This is a genomic window from Halomonas sp. AOP5-B2-8 (assembly GCF_052376475.1).
Taxonomy (GTDB): domain Bacteria; phylum Pseudomonadota; class Gammaproteobacteria; order Pseudomonadales; family Halomonadaceae; genus Vreelandella; species Vreelandella casei.
The window spans coordinates 184,407-203,457 of sequence record NZ_JBQSVS010000005.1 but is presented as its reverse complement, the minus strand read 5'-3'; the positions used below and the strand labels follow the sequence as shown (position 1 = coordinate 203,457).

Annotated in this window: 18 protein-coding genes; 11 read left to right on the top strand and 7 right to left on the bottom strand. The window is 53.5% G+C overall.

Features of this window, described 5'->3' with window-relative positions:
• Window positions 1–654: a nicotinate-nucleotide adenylyltransferase gene (nadD, locus tag ACT3RP_RS13565; protein ID WP_444625621.1), complete on the bottom strand. Its 654-nt coding sequence runs from the start codon at window positions 652–654 to the stop codon at window positions 1–3.
• 25 nt (window positions 655–679) lie between these two features.
• The gene (locus ACT3RP_RS13560; protein WP_483393985.1) at window positions 680–1,987 is read right to left on the bottom strand and encodes a glutamate-5-semialdehyde dehydrogenase; all 1,308 of its coding nucleotides are present in this window, start codon (window positions 1,985–1,987) and stop codon (window positions 680–682) included.
• A gap of 273 nt (window positions 1,988–2,260) precedes the next feature.
• Between ACT3RP_RS13560 and ACT3RP_RS13555 the strand changes: the two genes are divergently transcribed.
• From ACT3RP_RS13555 to ACT3RP_RS13545, 3 genes are read left to right on the top strand one after another with little or no spacing between them, the layout of a single operon-like run.
• Window positions 2,261–3,103: a hypothetical protein gene (locus ACT3RP_RS13555; protein ID WP_483393984.1), complete on the top strand. Its 843-nt coding sequence runs from the start codon at window positions 2,261–2,263 to the stop codon at window positions 3,101–3,103.
• Window positions 3,100–4,032 carry a diguanylate cyclase domain-containing protein gene (locus ACT3RP_RS13550; protein ID WP_483393983.1) on the top strand — a complete coding sequence of 311 codons (933 nt, stop codon included), beginning with the start codon at window positions 3,100–3,102 and terminating at the stop codon, window positions 4,030–4,032. Before ACT3RP_RS13555 ends, ACT3RP_RS13550 begins: the two co-directional genes overlap by 4 nt.
• A gap of 42 nt (window positions 4,033–4,074) precedes the next feature.
• Complete coding sequence (locus tag ACT3RP_RS13545; RefSeq protein ID WP_483393982.1) at window positions 4,075–5,472, top strand: bifunctional DedA family/phosphatase PAP2 family protein; 1,398 nt, start codon at window positions 4,075–4,077, stop codon at window positions 5,470–5,472.
• Window positions 5,473–5,486: 14 nt separating this feature from the next.
• On the opposite strand, the gene ACT3RP_RS13540 is transcribed toward ACT3RP_RS13545, so the two are convergent.
• The 3 genes from ACT3RP_RS13540 to mpl are packed head-to-tail and all read right to left on the bottom strand — an operon-like array spanning window position 5,487 to window position 8,170.
• Window positions 5,487–6,110 (bottom strand): LysE family translocator, encoded by a 624-nt coding sequence (locus ACT3RP_RS13540; protein WP_176483389.1) that lies wholly within the window; start codon window positions 6,108–6,110, stop codon window positions 5,487–5,489.
• Complete coding sequence (locus ACT3RP_RS13535; RefSeq protein ID WP_096279563.1) at window positions 6,111–6,779, bottom strand: flavin prenyltransferase UbiX; 669 nt, start codon at window positions 6,777–6,779, stop codon at window positions 6,111–6,113.
• The gene (gene mpl, locus ACT3RP_RS13530) at window positions 6,776–8,170 is read right to left on the bottom strand and encodes a UDP-N-acetylmuramate:L-alanyl-gamma-D-glutamyl-meso-diaminopimelate ligase (protein ID WP_441684788.1); all 1,395 of its coding nucleotides are present in this window, start codon (window positions 8,168–8,170) and stop codon (window positions 6,776–6,778) included. Before mpl ends, ACT3RP_RS13535 begins: the two co-directional genes overlap by 4 nt.
• A 269-nt stretch (window positions 8,171–8,439) precedes the next feature.
• On the opposite strand from mpl, the gene ACT3RP_RS13525 reads away from it, so the two are divergent.
• Window positions 8,440–8,826 carry a glutaredoxin family protein gene (locus ACT3RP_RS13525; RefSeq protein ID WP_096279559.1) on the top strand — a complete coding sequence of 129 codons (387 nt, stop codon included), beginning with the start codon at window positions 8,440–8,442 and terminating at the stop codon, window positions 8,824–8,826.
• Window positions 8,827–8,863: 37 nt separating this feature from the next.
• On the opposite strand, the gene ACT3RP_RS13520 is transcribed toward ACT3RP_RS13525, so the two are convergent.
• Window positions 8,864–9,382: a hypothetical protein gene (locus tag ACT3RP_RS13520; protein WP_096279558.1), complete on the bottom strand. Its 519-nt coding sequence runs from the start codon at window positions 9,380–9,382 to the stop codon at window positions 8,864–8,866.
• Between the two features lie 274 nt (window positions 9,383–9,656).
• On the opposite strand from ACT3RP_RS13520, the gene ACT3RP_RS13515 reads away from it, so the two are divergent.
• The 7 genes from ACT3RP_RS13515 to pepQ all read left to right on the top strand — a co-directional run bounded on the left by ACT3RP_RS13515 (window position 9,657) and on the right by pepQ (window position 17,865).
• The gene (locus ACT3RP_RS13515) at window positions 9,657–11,237 is read left to right on the top strand and encodes an ABC transporter substrate-binding protein (RefSeq protein WP_096279557.1); all 1,581 of its coding nucleotides are present in this window, start codon (window positions 9,657–9,659) and stop codon (window positions 11,235–11,237) included.
• A 189-nt stretch (window positions 11,238–11,426) separates the two neighbouring features.
• Entirely contained in the window at window positions 11,427–12,476 is a 1,050-nt protein-coding gene (locus tag ACT3RP_RS13510) for an ABC transporter permease (RefSeq protein ID WP_441684791.1), read from the top strand.
• A complete protein-coding gene (locus ACT3RP_RS13505; RefSeq protein ID WP_096279554.1) occupies window positions 12,473–13,462 on the top strand; it encodes an ABC transporter permease in 990 nt (329 codons plus the stop codon). The genes ACT3RP_RS13510 and ACT3RP_RS13505 overlap by 4 nt, the downstream gene beginning before the upstream one ends.
• Window positions 13,463–13,469: 7 nt before the next feature.
• Window positions 13,470–14,486: an ABC transporter ATP-binding protein gene (locus tag ACT3RP_RS13500; RefSeq protein ID WP_483393981.1), complete on the top strand. Its 1,017-nt coding sequence runs from the start codon at window positions 13,470–13,472 to the stop codon at window positions 14,484–14,486.
• 38 nt (window positions 14,487–14,524) lie between these two features.
• Window positions 14,525–15,562 (top strand): ABC transporter ATP-binding protein, encoded by a 1,038-nt coding sequence (locus ACT3RP_RS13495; protein WP_483394035.1) that lies wholly within the window; start codon window positions 14,525–14,527, stop codon window positions 15,560–15,562.
• A 46-nt stretch (window positions 15,563–15,608) separates the two neighbouring features.
• Window positions 15,609–16,520, top strand: coding sequence for a LysR family transcriptional regulator (locus ACT3RP_RS13490; RefSeq protein WP_441684793.1), 912 nt, complete (start codon window positions 15,609–15,611; stop codon window positions 16,518–16,520).
• A 46-nt stretch (window positions 16,521–16,566) separates the two neighbouring features.
• Window positions 16,567–17,865 (top strand): Xaa-Pro dipeptidase, encoded by a 1,299-nt coding sequence (pepQ, locus tag ACT3RP_RS13485; protein ID WP_441684795.1) that lies wholly within the window; start codon window positions 16,567–16,569, stop codon window positions 17,863–17,865.
• Window positions 17,866–18,048: 183 nt separating this feature from the next.
• Here pepQ and ACT3RP_RS13480 read toward each other — a convergent pair whose 3' ends face one another.
• Complete coding sequence (locus ACT3RP_RS13480; protein ID WP_176483388.1) at window positions 18,049–18,660, bottom strand: OmpW/AlkL family protein; 612 nt, start codon at window positions 18,658–18,660, stop codon at window positions 18,049–18,051.
• Window positions 18,661–19,051: the final 391 nt, after the last annotated feature.

Genomic DNA, 19,051 nt, shown 5'->3' with positions numbered 1-19,051 from the left:
TCACTGCTGATAAAGTCCGTGGTGCTTAATGGCCTGCTCAACGGGCTCTGGCATCAAATAACGCACGCTTTTGCCTTGATATAAACACTCGCGAATGCCCGTGGCGGAAATTGCCAACAATGAAGGCAGTTCAAGGAATAAATATCCCCCGCGGGGGCTCTGCATCAATTGTTCTACGCTATCGACTCCACGTTGCCCCACCAGTTCCGTTAATGATTCAGGCAACGCGTCACTGTAGCCAGGCCGCGCAATGACCACCAAGTGGGCCAGTGCAAATATGCGCTCAGGCTGATGCCACTGCGCAAGCCGCAGGAAGGCATCATAGCCAATGGCCATTACTAAGCGGGCATGCTCGCCATAATGGGCTCGCAGCTCGGCCAGCGTATCGACACTGTAGGAAGGCCCGCCGCGCTGCAGCTCACGGTCATCCGCGACAAGCCCTGGAGTGTCGCCGATACCCGCCTGTAACAGTGACAAGCGCTGCTGGGCAGATACCTGCGGGCGTCCGCGCAGCGGTGGCTGCTGCGCTGGAATCATATGCAATTGATCAAGCGCCAGCGCCTCGTGTAGCTCCACGGCACTACGCAAATGGCCCAGATGAACGGGGTCAAATGTGCCGCCAAGCATACCAACACGAGGTTCATGGCTGCTCATTTCACCCCCTTATTATTCCACCTAATCACTCGCGCACCTGCCCGTCACCAAACACCACGTACTTACGTGTTGTAAGCCCTTCTAACCCTACCGGGCCACGGGCATGAAGCTTATCGGTTGAAATACCAATCTCAGCGCCTAAGCCGTACTCAAAACCGTCGGCGAAACGCGTTGATGCATTGACGATCACTGAGCTGGAATCAACTTCAGCCATAAAGCGTCGTGCCAGCGAGTAATCTTGAGTGACAATCGCATCGGTATGATGGGAGCCGTAAAACTCTATGTGCGCAATGGCTTCCTCGATGCCATCAACGATTTTGATGGCCAGAATCGGAGCTAAATACTCCGCTGTCCAGTCGGCATCCGTGGCAGCAATGGCTTGGGGCAATAGCGCCAGCGTACGCTGGCAGCCACGCAGCTCAACGTCATGCTCGCCATAAGCGCGCGCTAGCTCAGGCAACAGCAGGTCTGCAATCGGCGCATCCACCAGCAGTGTTTCCATCGTGTTGCAGGTGCCATAACGATGTGTTTTGGCATTGACAGCAATCGCTAGTGCTTTAGCGGGATCCGCCGTTGTATCAATGTACACATGGCATACGCCGTCCAAATGTTTGATCACCGGCACGCGCGCCTCACGGGAGATACGCTCAATCAGTGATTTCCCGCCCCGTGGAATAATCACATCAACATACTCGGGCATACTGATCATTTCACCGACGGCCGCGCGATCAGTCGTGGCAACCACCTGCACGCTTCCAGCGGGCAGCCCTACATCCGCAAGCCCTGCTTGAATACAAGCGCTGATGGCAGCGTTGGATTCACTAGCCTCCGACCCGCCGCGTAAAATACAGGCATTACCCGACTTCAAGCACAGGCTTGCGGCTTCCAGCGTCACGTTTGGACGTGACTCATAAATAATACCGATAACGCCTAGCGGCACGCGCATTTTACCCACCTGAATACCGCTGGGTCGGAACTGCATATCGTCAATCTCGCCCACCGGATCAGGCAGCGCTGCCACATGATGAAGGCCTTCAATCATGCTACTAACCCGCACCTCGTCCAGCGCTAAACGATCTAGTAGCGCGCTCTCTAAACCGTTTTCACGACCGCGCTGTAAATCTGCTGCATTGGCGTCTAAAATGCGTGCGCGCGCAGCCTTTAAGCGATCGGCAATGGCGAATAAAGCACGATTTTTCAAGCCAGTATCCGCTCGCCGCAGCTCACTGGCAGCGTGCCGAGCCGCCTGCCCCAGTGCCTGCATGTAGGCGGGCACATCACCGCTAGAAAGGTGTTGAAGGGCCCCGCTTTGGAACGGTGTTGAAACGCTCATGCTGTCTCCGCGCGTCGTCGCGCATACTCGGTTATAGGTGCCCTAAGCACTGGCTAGGGTCGTCAACTAATATTGCTTCTTCAAGGCCGGCAAGCATGCTCGCGTTGCCGTTTTTCACGCTGATAAAGATGTTACGCCTTTTGGACGTTATGCTAAGGATGACTAAGGCGCTAATGTATACAGCGTACGTTTACCATCCTGCGCTCACCCATTTGCCTAAGCGCGCCAGATTATTCAGGACGATAGGTTACTCAGGACGAATAATAAGCCACCATGCAAAGCAAGTACAAAATCGGCCTATTACGAGCCAATCTATTCGCCGCTGCCGCCGCCTTAGCGTTTTGGGCACCCGCCCCGTCCAACGCTGCCAGCATAGTGCTTTGGCTTTCCGTCGGCTGGCTGTGTATCACTGCGCTAGTGCTCGACTTTAGCCACCGCCGCTCACGAGGGCTGCCATGGCAAATAGTACCCGGCGCACTATTGATGGGGTTAATAGCCACAGCACCAGAGCAGCGCAGCATTTTAATTTGGGCGTGGGCTGCCATGCTGATGTTACCGCAACGCAGATGGGGCACTGCCTTTACTCTAAGTGCTGCGCTGATTAGTACGGCAATGGTGGCACCTCAGTTGGACACCCCGACTCTCATACTCTTGTTAGCTAGCGTGATAATACTCAGTTTGATCGCCCTGTCGCGGGCACAGCAACTTATCGATATGAACGGGGCTATTCGCCAACGCTTACGCTTGATACCAGGTCTAAATCTATGGGCTGAGGAGCAGCTGCTTCGTGATATCCCTCGGGAGCAGCGGCGCTGTCAACGCGAGGGAACGCACGCCGAAATATTTATTCTGCATGTGAAACGCCACCAGCTTTGGCCCACTGCACATAAACTGTGCGACCTGACACACGCGTTCGAAAACGTCTATCGCATCAACAACACAACGTTGGTCACGATACTGCTTGCCCGCTCTGTGCAAGAGACAGCACACCGGCGCCGCATACTGCTAACCGCGCTGCCAGATGTTACAACGAGCGAACATTTTGGATTAACGGATATCGATGCCGCTACGCTAGCGAAAATGAGCAAGCAATCGATAGCGCGAGAGACAACATGACACAGCAGCGCATCCCAAGACGCTTAATGGCGCAAGCCTACGGGTCAAGCATTGTACTGATGGCAAGCTATGCGCTTTGGCTTTATGCGATGGGGGAATATCGTGATTTATTAATTCCTACCTTTACAACGCTGCTACTCATATCGGCACTTTTGATGCACATGGGGCAAAAGCTAGCGGCTTACCTACCCCGCATGATTTTACTCTGCAGTGTCTACGCCGTAGTACTTGGCGCATTTTACTATCAGCCGCAGGTGTCACCTATTTGGCTAGGCCTCCCTGTTATCGCTGCATTTTTGCTATTGCCACTGTCGGCTGCGATTACCATCAACATAATCGCAGGGCCGCTGTGGTGGCTATTGCCTGCCGTGGCTAATTCATCACCTTCGAATGTCGTGGGCTACGTCACAATAACGCTTCTTCTCGCCTTACCGCGCTGGGAGCATGCCCGTCGCCAAGCACTGCTACGCGCCACCGACCCAAACGACAGCGACTGTAACGCTTACCATATTGATACGTTTAAAGAGCGGCTGCATAGTGAATACCAGCGCGCAGAGATGCTTAATAAGCAGCTAGCCCTGTTAGTATTGCACCTTCCCCAGCTAGATATGGCCGAGGAGCAGTTTGGCCAGCGCGCCAAAACAGCACTGCTAGGCGCTCTGTGCAGTGAGGTTCACAGCCGCTGCCGCGACCATGATGTTCTGGGGCGTACGAGCAATGCTACTTTCTGGCTTGTGCTGCCAGATACCAGTGAAAGCGGTGCACTATTGGTCCGTGAACGCTTACAGCGGGCACTTTCTCGGTGTGTTTTGGTCGAAACAGGGCAACTTGAAGTACGTATTGCAGCCTGCATACCTGCTCGCGTAGAAAGTTTCGAACGTTATTTAAGCCGTTTAGAAGCACGCGGCGCGGCTATCGCGCACGCTTAGCCTCCGTTTACTTATTATTCAAACATTTAGCTGGAGAGGCTTGTGTCCTTCGCTGATACGCTACAGTCTTTAACGTTATCCCCACCGCTGTTACTTTGCCTAGTTCTCGTTATTGCACTTGTCGAGTCTCTAGCGCTAGTGGGCCTGCTAGTACCCGGCGTTATGTTAATAACCACGATGGCTTCATTAGCTGGCCATCAGGATATTGCCCTGGCATGGTTGATAGGCGCGGCCTTCATCGGCGCCGTTTTAGGCGATGGCATTAGCTTCTCACTGGGTTTTAAACATCGCGAGCAGGTGACTCAGCGCTGGCCACTGTCGCAGCACCCTGAATGGCTAGATCGGGGTACGCGCTTCTTTAAGCGCTATGGCGTTTCATCCGTTTTTATTGGCCGTTTTGTAGGCCCAGTGAGGCCCATCATTCCATTAGTGGCAGGCATGATGCGCATGCCGCCGCGCACTTTTGTGTTGGCCAACATAATCTCAGCAGCGCTTTGGGCGCCCGCCTATATACTGCCCGGCTATTTGCTTGGGCGCGCTTGGCAGCACCATCTAAATCTACCGCCCGGCTTAGAAGCAGGCTTAGTGATACTCGCGTTTATCATTATTGTATTGGCGGTTATTTTCTCTTGGGGCCGGCATCAGGCGTCGCGCCATGGTCGGCTTTATCGCATCATTGCCGGAAGTATTCGCCGCATCCCGCTATTACGACGTCCTTGGCTTGCAATGAGCCAAACGGGCGATGTCCCACTGGCGTCGTTGCTGCTGCTAGTGATCGCGTTAGGCAGCTTGTCTGGCTGGACATTGCTGGTTATAAATCATCACGGCCCGCTGGAAATGGATTTACTCGTTCAGCGCATGTTCGTATGGCTGCACAGCGATATCACCTACATAATCGCGAATGTTTTTGCTCGAATCGGCGACACCTACGGTATTATCGCGTTAACGCTGCCCTGGGCAATCTGGATGCTGGTGCGCAATAGGTGGGATGCTCTATTGCATTGGAGCGGCGCATTAGGCGGCGTAGCGATGCTCAACACACTGATTAAGGAGCTGTTTGCTCGTCCTCGCCCAGGCACCCCGGACTACTTAATGGGCTCGTTTTCTTATCCCAGCGCCCATACATCAACGGCCGTGGTTCTGTTGGGTCTGGCGGCAGCTTTTATTGCTGCCGAACTACCGCGACAACAACGTTTTTGGGCCTACTGGGTAGCCCTCTCTTTTGCGCTACCGATGGCACTATCGCGGTTGGTGGTGGGGGTGCATTGGTTTAGCGATCTTGTTGGCGGGGCATTATTAGGGCTGGTGGTATGTGCACTGACACTGCTTCATTGGCAGCAGCAGCCTCGAGCGTGTTTACGCCCCTGCCCATGGCTGCTGCTATGTATCGCATCTTTAGTACTTATTAGCGCCCGCGTAGGACTGCTGCCACCGGTTTAGCGACCAGGTATTAGCTAACCCAGCGCCAGCCACAGGGCCACGCCAATCATTAGCGTACCGGCTATGCGATTTAGCAAACGCACGTTGCCGCTTTTACCCAGCACGTTGCGCAACGTTTTGCCGCCAGTGGCATAGACCAGCATACTCGCAAACTCGATAGTCAAAATCACTGCAATCAGAAGACTGAGCTGGCCAAACAGAGGGCGACCACCGTCCAAGAATGGCGGCAGCAAAACCATAAAAAAGGCCCATCCTTTAGGATTGGCTACGGCCGTGACAAACCCTTGCGTTACCAATTGAAGGCGGCTGGCCGGTGGGCCGGCATCCAGCTCGCTAGGAATCGCCATACGCCCACGCGAGCGCCACATCATGATGCCTAAATAACCGAGATAGGCGCCCCCAACCCATTTAAACAGCACAAATAATTCAGGCTGACGCAGCATGAGCGCGGCAACGCCCGCACCGGCGGCGGCGGCGACTAAGCCCACGCCCGCCAGTTCCCCGATCATCATCCATAGCGTCCGCTTAACGCCCTGGGTCATCCCAAGCACCATGGCGAGCGTCATGCACATCCCTGGCGTTAGTGAAACAAAGAGAAACGTTGGCACAAAAACCGAAAGTGTCGCCCAAGACATCATCTATAAATCTTCCTGTGCAGAAGGAGGAGTCGCCGCACTACCAGCTTCGCCCCAGCGAGGGAGCAAAGTATGTTCAATGCCCAGCTGGTTAAGAATACGCGCTACGATAAAATCAATAAGATCATCAATGCTCTGAGGGCGATGATAAAATCCTGGCGCAGCAGGCAAAATGACCACCCCCAGGCGGCTCAACGCCAGCATGTGCTCAAGATGAATGGGCGACAGCGGGCTTTCGCGCGGCACCAGCACCAGCGTGCGCCGCTCTTTAATAGCGACATCCGCGGCCCGCTCAATCAAGTTATTACTGGCCCCTGTTGCGATAGCTGACAACGATCCAGTGGAGCACGGGCAAACGACCATGGCTGAGGGCGCGCCTGAACCGGATGCCACGGGTGCCATCCAGTCCTCACGCCCAAAGCAGCGTATTTGCCCAGCCTGCGCCCCACTGCGCTCACTGAGCGCCTCCACTAAACGCTGGGGCTGCGCGGGGAGTGAGAAAGGCGTTTCTGTTGCGATCACCATGTGGGCTGCTTTTGACACCATAACCCATACTTCATGACCGGCGGCGACCAATACATCAATCAGGCGTAAGCCATATTGCGCCCCCGAGGCGCCCGTCAGCGCCACCGTAATCGGCTTTTTGAACGATGTACCGCTTGTGTTTGTCACGCTTGGCTCTCCTTGGCGATTGTTAGCGCGGCAAGCAGGCGCTCATGAACGCCCTCAAAACCACCGTTGGACATGACCACAATACGATCTAGCGGTGACGCCTGACTAACCACGGCCTCTACTAGCGCCGTGATCTCGCTAAATAGTTGCCCACGGCCATCTTGCTCGGCGACAAGCTCCTCCATCGACCAGTCCAACCCGCTGGGTTGAAACCAAAACACAGCATCAGCATCAGCAACGCTTTCAAGCAAACGCTCGCGTAGCGCGCCTAAACGCATGGTATTTGAGCGTGGCTCAATAACCGCCAGCAAGCGGCCTTTGGTAGTGGCGGCGCGTAGCCCTTTGAGCGTGGCGGCAATGGCCGTGGGGTGATGGGCAAAATCATCAATCACCTGAATACCACTGATTTCACCACGCACTTCCTGGCGCCGCTTGGGCGTTTCAAACCGCGCCAATGCAGCGCAACCACGGGCTAAATCAACCCCGCACAGGTGCGCGGCTGCTAGCGCGGCAAGCGCATTACGCGCGTTATGCTCTCCCGTTAACGGCCACTCAACGACAGCATCTTCATCCTGGCCGTGCTCATCCGCGCAGTGGATGACCTGAAAGCGGCTGGCATCAGCACGTTCTAAGCGCAGCTGCCACTGGCTATTGTTTTGATTGCCAAAGCGCGCGACCGGCGTCCAGGCTCCCTGCTCCAGAACGCGGTCCAGGGCGGGCTGCTCATCAGCGACCAGCAAATGACCTTGGCTGGGCACGGTGCGAATCAAGTGATGGAACTGGCGCTCAATGGCGGCCAGGTCGGGAAAGATATCAGCATGGTCAAATTCAAGATTATTGAGAATCGCGATACGAGGGCGATAGTGAACAAACTTGGAGCGCTTATCGAAGAAGGCCGTGTCATATTCATCGGCCTCGACTATAAACGGCGCCTGTGGATCGCCTAGCCGTGCCGATACGCCAAAGTTGCGCGGCACGCCGCCAATCAAGAAGCCCGGTGCTAAACCGGCGCTTTCTAATAGCCACGCGACAACGCTAGCCGTCGTGGTTTTGCCATGGGTGCCGGCAACGGCAATAACGCGCCGCCCTGGCAGCACGTGCTCAGCCAACCATTGCGCACCCGAGGTATACGGCACGCCGCTATTAAGTAGCGCTTCGACCTCTGCATTACCGCGTGATAACGCATTACCTACGATGACAAGATCGGGAGCTGGCGATAAATGCTCTGCTGTATAACCCTCCATCAAGGTAATCCCAGCATCAGTCAACTGAGTACTCATGGGCGGATAAACATTCTTATCAGAGCCGCTAACTTCATGCCCCAGCTCGCGCGCCAGTAACGCTAGGCTGCCCATAAAGGTGCCGCAGATACCAATAATATGAAGGTGCATGCCTCTCGCCCCGTTAATCGCCAATAAATGATTTCAACTAGTTAACTGCCCATAAATGCATTACAAAATAAGCGCAAAAATAGCTAAATAGCCTAGCATGCTGGTGCAATTTGCTCATCACCTCATCGTTATAAACCGCGATTAACGCCCGTCAAAGCTCTTCAAGTGACAAATCCCTTCAGTTGTTGCAGGATGCGGCCACTCTTTATGCGTTTTATCGCCAATTCGTCGACCCACTTGTCATGCTGTTATCAGCCAAGGAGCCCTATATGCGCATTCTTATTCGCTACTTTTTCCGTGGTCTTCGCGCCGTACTCGCCCCCGTTATGATTGTGTCGGAAAAGCTCACTACACCGACGTCAATTGAGCGCACGCCTGAAGATCAGGCTCGCGTTGATCAAGCGTGCCAGGGCCTTACACTGTATCAATTTCGCACCTGCCCTTTTTGCATAAAGGTACGTAAAGAGATTGCACGCCTGGGATTGAATATTGAGTTACGCGATACTCAGCTTGACCCCGCCCACAAGCAGGCGCTCTTAGAAGGCGGCGGCAAAAGTAAAGTGCCGTGTTTAAAGATCGCTCATGACGATGGGCGTGAGGAATGGATGTACGAGTCAGATACTATTAATAGCTGGCTGCATCAGCAGTTCGGTTGAGCGACACAAGAAGGCCCGGCGCAGTTGGGCCTTAGATTTAAAACTCTATCTTCTGCGCCTCGATATCGAACGTCACGTCAATATCAATGCTTTCATTGGGATCCGGCGCATCACCTAGCTGAACTTGAAGCGCCAGCATCCCTTGGATGGTGCCCGCCACATGCACCGTTTGGCCATCACGCTCGTAGTGCGTCAGTGAAACCGTCACGTCACCGCCGTCAGAAGTATATAAAGGCGGGGACGTCGATGTGCCAATAAGCTGAAGAACGGCGGCACTCAACAACTGACCGTCACGCACAGTTAGGCTAATAGACAGCGCCTCTTGCGCATCCCAGCGCTCAGGGTCGATAAAACCGGTGATATCGATGTTAATGTCGTCACCAAATTCGACGAACGAGGCATTGGAGTCATCACCTTGGCTTAATACAAACCACTCTTGTGAATCGCCCTCAAGCATTCCTGTAATGTCCGGCGATTGCTGCAGCGATTGATCAGAGGCCACGCTACCGACGGGCAGCCACCCTGCTATTACGGCGATGCCAATTTGTTTCCACATGGTGAGTCCCTCTCTGATGTTTGCGCTATTTTACCTGCAATGCTTTTGCCGAGTCAGTAGGCGATTGTACGCCGTCCTTAGCGCTGTCATTTAGTAGACGAATGATGCCTGTCATTATTTCGATTGTATGAGGCTATGGGTATTCACTATGTTGTTAGCATAGCTTACGAGCTGACCGTGTCTGTTTTACTGGCGTTTTCTCAATTTAACGTATCGCTCGATACAAGAAAACATCCGTAAAATTAATAATAAACAATGAATAAAGGGAACGAATATGACGTTCAAGAAGACTCTGCTAGCGACTGTTATTGGTGCAGTGGTTGCCGGTACGACGCTGCTGCCGATGACGGCTAGCGCTGAAACGTTGCGCATTGGTTACTCCGCTGATCCTGAAACGCTTGATCCACACGAGCAGCTATCCGGCGGCATGCTGCGCCTATCGCATTTAACGTTTGACCCGCTAGTACGCTGGACAAAAGACTTTCAATTCGAGCCTCGCCTAGCCAGTGAGTGGGAACAGGTCGACGAAACCACCATGCGCATGACACTGCGTGAAGGCGTCACTTTCCACTCGGGTAACCCCTTCACTGCCAAAGACGTGGTTTGGACCATTGAGCGTTTAAAAGAAAGCCCTGACTACCGCGCCATTTTTGAGCCGGTAGCGAGCGTCGAAGCCATTGACGACTATACCGTTGAAATCGTGACTACTGAGCCTTACCCGCTGCTGCTTAACCTCGCCACCTATATATTCCCAATGGATAGCGAGTACTACAGCGGTGAAACTGACGATGGCAAAGACAAAGCTGAAATAGTTAAAGCCGGTAACTCCTTCGCTTCACGCAACGTTTCAGGCACTGGCCCCTTCGTTGTCACCGACCGCCGCCAGGGCGTACGGGTTGATTTCGAGCGCTTTGACGACTATTGGGACACCGAAAGCGAAGGCAACGTTTCAAGCATCGTGTTAACCCCTATTGCTGAAAATGCCTCACGCGTTGCTGCCCTGCTTTCAGGCGGTGTCGACTTCATTGATGCCGTACCGCCCAATGACTTAGATCGCGTGCGGGAAGCCAACGGCGTTGATTTAGTTGAGATTGACGGAACACGCATTATTGGCCTCCAAATGAACGAAGAGCGTGTGGAAGCCTTCCAGGACGCTCGCGTTCGTCAAGCCGTTGATTTAGCCATCAATCAGGAAGGTATTGCTGATCGTTTGATGCGCGGCTTCGCGACACCGGCTGGCCAGTTCTCACCGATGGGCTACTCAGGTCACAACTCGGATTTAGTGCCGCGCTATGACATTGAGCGTGCCAAAGAGCTAATGGCCGAAGCAGGCTATGAAGATGGCTTCAGCGTTGAGATGATCGCGCCCAACAACCGCTATGTGAACGATGCTCAAATCGCTCAAGCGGTATCCAACATGCTGGCGCAAATTAACATTAATGTTAACCTGCGCACCATGCCGCTTGCCCAGTATTGGCCGGAGTACGATACGCGCGAATCTGATATGGCGCTGCTTGGCTGGCACTCGGATACCGAAGACACCGCTAACTTCTTCCAGTACCTCTCCTTCTGCATTGATGATGAATCTGGCGCTGGCCAATATAACTACGGCAACTATTGCAACGAAGAAATCGATGCATTGGTCACCGCAGCTGATAGCGAAGTCGACCTAGAAAAACGCAACGAAATGCTCCGCGAAGCTGAAGCTATGCTGTATGAAGATGCCGGCTTCATCATGCTGCATTGGCAGAATCTGGCCTACGCCGCCGCAGAGGGTATCGACATTGAGCCAGTGGTCAACGCCATTGACTTCCCTTACCTAGGTGACCTGGTCATTAATCGCAGCGATGATTAATCAATCCATCGCGAGTTAGTGACACAGCGTTAAGCAAGTCACTGCAGCGTTAATTGCAAAAGAGTTAGCCGCAAGCATGCTTCGTTCCTTAAGCGTTTAAGGGGCGAAGCCTTTTAATTGGCGGTCAATAATTCTGCATAACGTGTCCCAACTCCCTTTGTTGAACCCATTATATAGGTGGCGTACGCCATGATTGCCTTTCTAATCAAGCGGCTGATGCACGCGATTTTGGTGATGTTCGTCATCAGCGTGCTGGCCTTCGCCATCCAGGACAACCTGGGTGACCCCGTACAGCAAATGGTGGGCCAGTCGGTACCTGAAAGCGAGCGAGAGGCTCTTCGCGAGCGCTTAGGCCTCAACGATTCCTTCGTAGTGCAGTATGTGCGGTTCGCCAAAAACGCGGTACAAGGCGATTTTGGCGACTCGTACTTTTATCGTGAACCTGCGCTGCAGGTCATTGGCCGCCACTTACCGGCCACGTTAGAGCTGGTGTTTGCAGCCACGCTGATTATCATGCTGTTCTCAGTGCCCATTGGCGTGTACAGCGCGATTAAGCCCCGCTCACCGATTTCACGCCTATTCATGGGCGTCTCTATTATCGGCATTTCGATACCGGTGTTCCTAACCGCGATCGTCCTTATTCAGATTTTTGCCATTGGCGTGACCGTCACCGTGTTTCCAGAAAGCACGGGCTGGGGCGCATGGCTCAACAGCTTCTTTTCTACTAAAGGCAACATGCCCTCCTTTGGCCGCGGCTATGATCTTGTCAATGTCGTAGGCAACTGGGATACCAACTTAGCCACCTGGAATGGCCTGCAGCATTTGGTATTACCCGCCGTTTCACTGGCCTCCATCATGCTGCCGTTGTTCATTCGTTTGATCCGCGCTGAAATGATGGAAGTACTCCAGTCAGAGTACGTCAAGTATGCGCGAGCTAAAGGCATTTCTATGCGCCGCGTCTACTTCGTCCATGCGCTGAAGAACACCATGCTGCCCGTTATTACCGTCGGCGGCGTGCAAATCGGCACCATGGTGGCTTATACCATTCTGACAGAGACCGTTTTCCAATGGCCGGGCATGGGTCTGATGTTTTTAGACGCTATCAATCGTGCCGATATTCCGCTGATTGTGACCTACCTGATGATTGTCGGCGTCATATTCGTGATCACCAACACCATCGTGGACTTGATTTACGGCTTCGTGAATCCCACTGTTAAACTGACAGGGAAGCCCGCATGACAATGACCACTAAATCATCACCGGCTAAATCATCACCGACTAAGTCATCACCGACTAAGTCCTCCCCCCCCGGCCGTTGGGAACGTCTACGCGATTCTTATTTATGGTACAGCTTTAAACGCGACCGCACTGCCCAGCTATGCCTAGCAGTGTTTATCTGCATGGTGGTTGCCGCCTTTGCTGCGCCCCTATTGGCGCCGACTGATCCTTATAACCTGGCTCAGATCGACATCATGGCTTCAGAAATGCCGCCCTTCTGGATTGACGGCGCAGACGACCGTTTTGCACTGGGCTCCGATGCCCAAGGGCGTGATCTATGGTCGATTGTGCTTTACGGCACACGCGTCTCTCTACTGATCGGCTTTGGCGCTGTGATTCTGCAAGCCCTGATTGGTATCACCTTTGGCTTGATGGCGGGCTACCTTGGCGGGCGAGTTGATACTCTTCTGATGCGCCTTGCCGACATTCAGCTATCGTTTTCAACCCTAATGGTCGCCATCGTGGTAGGTGCCGTAGTCAAAGCGACGATGGGAAGCGCTTTCTATAGCCAATATGCAGTGATGATGCTGATTCTAATTATCGGCCTAGCTGAGTGGCCACAGTATGCCCGCACCGTGCGCGCCTCTGTACTGGCTGAGAAAAACAAAGAGTATGTTGACGCCGCCCGCGTCATGGGTCTGCGCAGCAAGCGGATTATGTTTCGCCATGTGCTGCCCAATACCATGTCGCCTATCTTTGTTATCTCAACAGTGCAGATTGCCAACGCGATTATCTCTGAAGCGGCACTGTCGTTTTTGGGGCTGGGAATGCCGGAAACGCATCCATCGCTAGGATCACTAATCAAATCTGGCTTTGACTATATTCAATCGGGCTCCTGGTGGATCACCCTGATTCCGGGCCTGGTACTCGTTGTACTGGTGCTGTCGATCAATCTACTCGGCGATTGGCTGCGCGATGTCATGAACCCACGACTCTACAAAGGCTGAGGACACCATGGCACTACTTGAAGTCAACAACCTCGATGTCCGCTTCGCACTTCGCCAAGGTGAAGTACACGCCTTACGAGACATTAATTTTAGCCTTGAGCGCGGCGAGCGCTTGGGCATTGTCGGTGAATCTGGCGCGGGCAAGTCGGTCGCTGCGTTTTCGCTGCTCAACTTGATTGCTAAGCCGGGCTTTATTGCGGGCGGTACTATTAACTTTGACGGCCAAGTGCTTAATCGCATGTCTGAACGCGGCCTGCGCAAGGTCCGCGGCAACCGCATTTCGATGATTTTTCAAGACCCAATGATGACGCTCAATCCCGTGCTGGCTATTGGCGAGCAGATGATCGAGTGCTTGAAAGCCCACCGCCGCATTTCGTCCAAAGATGCCCGCGCGATTGCCCTCGACAAACTGCGTCAGGTGCAAATCCCCTCGCCGGAAACGCGTTTAGATCAGTACCCCCATGAGCTTTCAGGTGGCATGCGCCAGCGTATTATTATTGCGATTGCGCTGCTGCTTGATCCAGACATTATCATCGCCGATGAGCCGACCACGGCCCTTGATGTGACGATACAAGCTGAGATCATGGCCCTGCTGCTGGAACTCTGCGAACAGCATAACGTGGGGCTTATCCTGATCACCCACGACCTTGGCGTGGTCAGCCAGGTCACCCAGCGCATGCTGGTTATGTACGCTGGTCGAGTGATCGAGCAAGGGCCAACGCGGGAAATTATCAATGATCCGCAGCACCCGTATACGCAAGGCTTAATCAACGCCCTACCGCAGATGGCCACGCCCGGCGAAAGGCTCAATCAGATTCGTGGCAGCATGCCGTCGCTTTCTAACCTTCCCAGCGGCTGCGCGTTTCATCCGCGTTGCGATTTTATCAATCGCGTCGATGGCCAACCTCGCCCGGCCTGTACGCAGCAAGTGCCTGAATTTGTCGAATCAGGCAACTGTCGTGTTGCATGTCATATGGTGGCTGAAATGCTTGAAGACCGCCGCTTGAAGGAGGAAACCTCATGAGTTCACAGCCTGAGGCTATAGCGGATAATCCGACCACGATGCCTACCCCGCGTCAGAACGAACAGAGCGCTGATTCGCTGCTCCAGATCCGCAATCTCAAAAAGCGTTTTTCGCTCTCCGGCGATTTTCTAGAACAGCTGCGCTTTAAAGGCGGCAAGCTGGTTCGCCACCAAGAATATGTGCATGCCATCAACGGCGTTAATCTGGATATCAAGCGCGGCGAAGCGCTCTGTGTCGTGGGCGAGTCAGGCTGCGGAAAATCCACCGTCGCTCGGACGGTCATGGGGCTATTAACACCGTCAGAAGGTGAAATTTTCTACGACAGCCAGCGTATCGACAATCTAAGCTCGCGTCAGCTATTGCCATATCGCAAGCGCATGCAGATGATTTTCCAGAACCCCTACGCGTCGCTGAATCCGCGCATGACGATTCAGCAAACGCTGGAAGAACCGCTGCGCCTGCATCATCCTGACTGGAAGCGTCAACAGATTCTCGATAAGGTCGAGCAGGTGATGCGTTCAGTGGGCATTGATCCTGACTGGGGTAAACGCTTTGGGCACGAGTTCTCCGGAGGTCAGCGCCAGCGTATCGCGATTGCGCGCGCCTTGGCCGTTGACCCTGAGTTTATCGTTGCCGATGAGCCTATTTCCGCACTCGACGTTTCCATCCAGGCCCAGGTACTTAACCTGCTGATGGAAGCTCAGCAAGAGCGCAATCTCACCTATCTCTTCATTACCCACGACCTTGCGGTCGTCGAGCACTTTGGTACCCGTGTGGCGGTGATGTACCTAGGCACGGTCTGCGAGATTGCCACCACGGCGACGCTGTTTGAAAAGCCACGTCACCCCTACACCCAGGCGCTACTTTCAGCGATTCCACGCCTGAAAGATGATCGCCCACAGCATATTCGCCTAACAGGTGAAGTGCCCACCCCGGTGAACCTACCCAGCGGATGCGTATTTCATGGCCGCTGCCCGTATGTTAACGCGCGCTGTAAGCAAGAAATCCCCCTATTGCAAACCCAGGATGACGGAACGCGCGTAGCGTGCCACGCTGTTGAAGAGGGCCGCCTATGAAATGGGCGGCATACATCCAGCGAAGAAAGGCATGGAGAGGTAAAACATGGAAATTCGCTGGCTAGAAGATTTTATTGCCCTGGCCAGAACTCGGCACTTCTCACGCGCAGCAGATGATCAGCACGTTACGCAACCTACCTTTTCCCGTCGTATTAAATTACTTGAGGAGGAGATGGGCGTAACGCTGATTAACCGTCAAACGCTGCCGCTTTCGCTCACTCCCGCCGGGGACGAGTTTTTAACCCTGTGTGAGCAGGTAACCGAGCGCGTGCGGCTAACCCGTGCGCGTGTGCGCGAAATTAATGCCGGCCAGCAGCGGCGTATTATGGTCGCGGCACCGCAGAGCCTGCTGCCTCATTTTCTACCTGAATGGCTAACGTCTACGGGATGGCACGATCGCGTGCAGCCCTACCTGCGGGCAACTGGCTGGGTGGCCAGCGACTACTTTCAAGCCCTAGCACGTGCCGAGTGTGACCTTGCTATTTGCTACTGGCCGGCTGGGCGCTGCGATCTTGATATTGATACTAGCGCCTGTAACTACCGAGTCATTGGCCACGAAAGACTCATTCCAGTGACGGGGTTAAATGCCGATGGTGCCCCCTGTGCGCTGCTGCCAGGCTCTCGCGACCAGCCGGTGTCCTGGCTTGCTTACCCTAAGCGCGGGCTGCTTGGGTCTGCGGTTAAAGCACATTTGGCCAGGCTGCCACAAAGCACCCATTTAACCGTGCAGAGTGAAAACCTTTACGCAGCCGGCATAAAAGAGTTGGTGCTGCTGGGCTACGGCATGAGCTGGCTACCGGAGCGCAACGTAGCGTCTGAGCTTGCTCAAGGGACCCTAGTACGAGCAGGCGACAGCCGCTGGGATGTCCCTATGGAACTACGCCTATATCGACATCAAAGCCATCACCACGCTGAACTTGACGGGTTCTGGAGCGAGCTCGCACCGCCCCGCGCCTGATGATGATGTCTGTGAGAAAACTTACTTGAGAAAAGGCACTGCTGTTATGTCAACGACTCTATTTAAACTGCAGCGCGAACACTTAGTACATCTACAAAGTGCTTACGCGACACTACTAGCCGACCATCAATTGGATAGCCTAGCCATTTACAGCGGTCACGCTAGCGACCATTTTGCAGATGACCACGCTGCCTCGTTTCAAACCTACGGCCATTTTATGCACTGGGTGGGCCTAGCTGACGTTCAGCATAGCTGGCTGATTATTCAACCCGAAAAACGACCCCAGCTTTATCTTTATGCCCCGGCTGACTTTTGGCATCTGCCCACGCGCCTGCCTGAAGAGCCCTGGGTCGCCGAATTCGACATTCATTTATGTAGCGATAAAGTTGCCCCGTCACTGGCTGGCAAAGCTGCCATTATTGGTGATATTGAACGCCTCCCCGCTAGCACCCTGCAATCGTTAAACGCCGAATGCCAGCCAGCAACTATCGTCCATGCACTGGATGAACTGCGACTACTCAAAACGCCGTATGAAATTGCCTGTCTGCGCGAAGCAAATCGCTTAGCGATAGCGGGCCATCAAGCTGCGCAGGCCGCCTTTATTGGCGCCTCAGGTGAGCTGGATATTCAGCTCGCCTACTTAGCGGCAAGTCGTCAGCGTGAATCAAGCGTCCCTTACCAGAACATTATTGGTCTAAATCAACATGCCGGTGTTCTGCACTACCAGCATTACGATCTCAAAGCACCTAAACAACGCTATAGCTTATTGGTCGATGCAGGCAGACGCTTTCGTGGTTACTGCGCGGATATTACCCGTACATACGCCGGCCCCGATGCACCAGCGGCCTTTGGCGAGCTAGTCACGGCAATGCATGGCTTAAAAGATGAGTTGGTTAAAGGCGTAGCGCCCGGCGTTAGCTTTGTGGCGCTTCACGAGCAAATGCATCATCACTTAGCTGAAATACTCATTGCTCACGAGCTATTCCAAGGCACGGTCGAGCAAGCCGTTGCTAAAGGCGTCACGCGAGCATTCTGCCCTCACGGGCTAGGTCATTCGCTGGGTCTACAGGTGCACGATGTAGCCGGGTTGCGCCACCCCGACGGCACCCCCGCGCCAGCGCCGGAAAATCACCCGGCTCTGCGCTTAACCCGCACGCTCCGCCCTGGCATGGTAGTTACCATCGAGCCAGGCCTGTATTTTATCGACATGCTGCTTGAACCACTGCGTAACTCTTCACTGCCCATTAACTGGCCGCTGATAGACCAACTCTCGCCCTGTGGCGGTATTCGCATTGAGGATAATGTGGCGGTGACGGAAAGCGGTTTTGACAATCTAACGCCCTGAAAGCGTGTTGCCACCCTTTAGAACGTCTTGTTACTGTTTAGCAGGTCTTATCAATGTGTAGAATGCACATCGCCCGGCACAAGGCCGGGCGATGATTTACTAACACTTTATATGACACGTGGTGCCACATAGAGCCTAAGTCACATAAAGCTTATGTCTATATAAACTCAGGCTATATAGAACTTAGAAGCGGTAAGTCACACCGCCGCCAATAGTGACAGGCTCGATATCAATTTCGCCAACTTGACCAGCACCATTTGCGTTGATATCAGAACGTACGTCAGCATAGCTAACATAGCCGTTAAGCAGGATATTCTGAGTGATCGCAAGATCAACGCCTGCTTGGCCAATCACACCATAGCTTTCATCAACGTTGAAGCCGCTCGGCTCGCCAGAGAAGCGCGTGTAGTTAAGACCAGCACCTACATAAGGCTGAACGCGTGAATCTAAGCCACCCATCGGGTAGTAATTCACCAGCAGGTTAATAGGAAGACGGTCAATGCTACCAACGCCACCGGCAGATGCTGTATTAAGCTCGTGCTCAAATTTCTCAGAGCTGTTTAGCTCCAGGCCTACTTTATCGGTAAGGAGATAACCAGCACCGAAAGTAAAGCCGCTTTCGCTCTGCACATTAAGTGAATCACCCGCTACGTTACCATTACCTGAGCCTGTATTGGTCTTGGCAACGCCGCCACGAACAAATACGTCGCCAGCGTTATAAGCGAGAGCCGCTTGGCTTGCCAGTGCGAAGCTAGCAGTGATTACAGCGGCGGAAATCAGTTTCATATTGCTCATTAGATTTATCCTCTCTATGCAGCGCTAGTTCCCTTGCGCCTTGGTATTACGGTGCCGGTTATCCGGCTTTCCTGTATAGTATATAGTATACGAACAGTGTTTCCAAATTGCATGTAAAATTTTGTTATAAGAATTCCAAGTCTGATAGTTTTTTCCACGCATAAAAAAAGTCCCCCGAAGGGGACTAGGTGGAGCACGCCAGCTCACTCTGTGTATCGCTAGATTGTCTAGCGATGTAGATGATGAAGGGTGAGCAACACATTAATCGCCACATCACTCTGTTCAATCATCCTTTGCCATATATATAGCGATTCGCATGCCAAAAAAAATAAAAAACATATATTTCAAAATCTTAAATAATAAAAAGACATTGGCTGATGTTTGAAGCAAA

Bases quoted from the DNA above. Each gene is read 5' to 3' on its own strand.
- ACT3RP_RS13525 (WP_096279559.1), top strand. From the start codon at position 8,440: ATGCGCATTCTTATTCGCTACTTTTTCCGTGGTCTTCGCGCCGTACTC.
- ACT3RP_RS13500 (WP_483393981.1), top strand. From the start codon at position 13,470: ATGGCACTACTTGAAGTCAACAACCTCGATGTCCGCTTCGCACTTCGC.
- ACT3RP_RS13510 (WP_441684791.1), top strand. From the start codon at position 11,427: ATGATTGCCTTTCTAATCAAGCGGCTGATGCACGCGATTTTGGTGATG.
- ACT3RP_RS13505 (WP_096279554.1), top strand. From the start codon at position 12,473: ATGACAATGACCACTAAATCATCACCGGCTAAATCATCACCGACTAAG.
- ACT3RP_RS13515 (WP_096279557.1), top strand. From the start codon at position 9,657: ATGACGTTCAAGAAGACTCTGCTAGCGACTGTTATTGGTGCAGTGGTT.
- mpl (WP_441684788.1), bottom strand. From the start codon at position 8,170: ATGCACCTTCATATTATTGGTATCTGCGGCACCTTTATGGGCAGCCTA.
- ACT3RP_RS13560 (WP_483393985.1), bottom strand. From the start codon at position 1,987: ATGAGCGTTTCAACACCGTTCCAAAGCGGGGCCCTTCAACACCTTTCT.
- nadD (WP_444625621.1), bottom strand. From the start codon at position 654: ATGAGCAGCCATGAACCTCGTGTTGGTATGCTTGGCGGCACATTTGAC.
- ACT3RP_RS13480 (WP_176483388.1), bottom strand. From the start codon at position 18,660: ATGAGCAATATGAAACTGATTTCCGCCGCTGTAATCACTGCTAGCTTC.
- ACT3RP_RS13495 (WP_483394035.1), top strand. From the start codon at position 14,525: ATGCCTACCCCGCGTCAGAACGAACAGAGCGCTGATTCGCTGCTCCAG.
- ACT3RP_RS13555 (WP_483393984.1), top strand. From the start codon at position 2,261: ATGCAAAGCAAGTACAAAATCGGCCTATTACGAGCCAATCTATTCGCC.
- pepQ (WP_441684795.1), top strand. From the start codon at position 16,567: ATGTCAACGACTCTATTTAAACTGCAGCGCGAACACTTAGTACATCTA.
- ACT3RP_RS13550 (WP_483393983.1), top strand. From the start codon at position 3,100: ATGACACAGCAGCGCATCCCAAGACGCTTAATGGCGCAAGCCTACGGG.
- ACT3RP_RS13520 (WP_096279558.1), bottom strand. From the start codon at position 9,382: ATGTGGAAACAAATTGGCATCGCCGTAATAGCAGGGTGGCTGCCCGTC.
- ACT3RP_RS13540 (WP_176483389.1), bottom strand. From the start codon at position 6,110: ATGATGTCTTGGGCGACACTTTCGGTTTTTGTGCCAACGTTTCTCTTT.
- ACT3RP_RS13490 (WP_441684793.1), top strand. From the start codon at position 15,609: ATGGAAATTCGCTGGCTAGAAGATTTTATTGCCCTGGCCAGAACTCGG.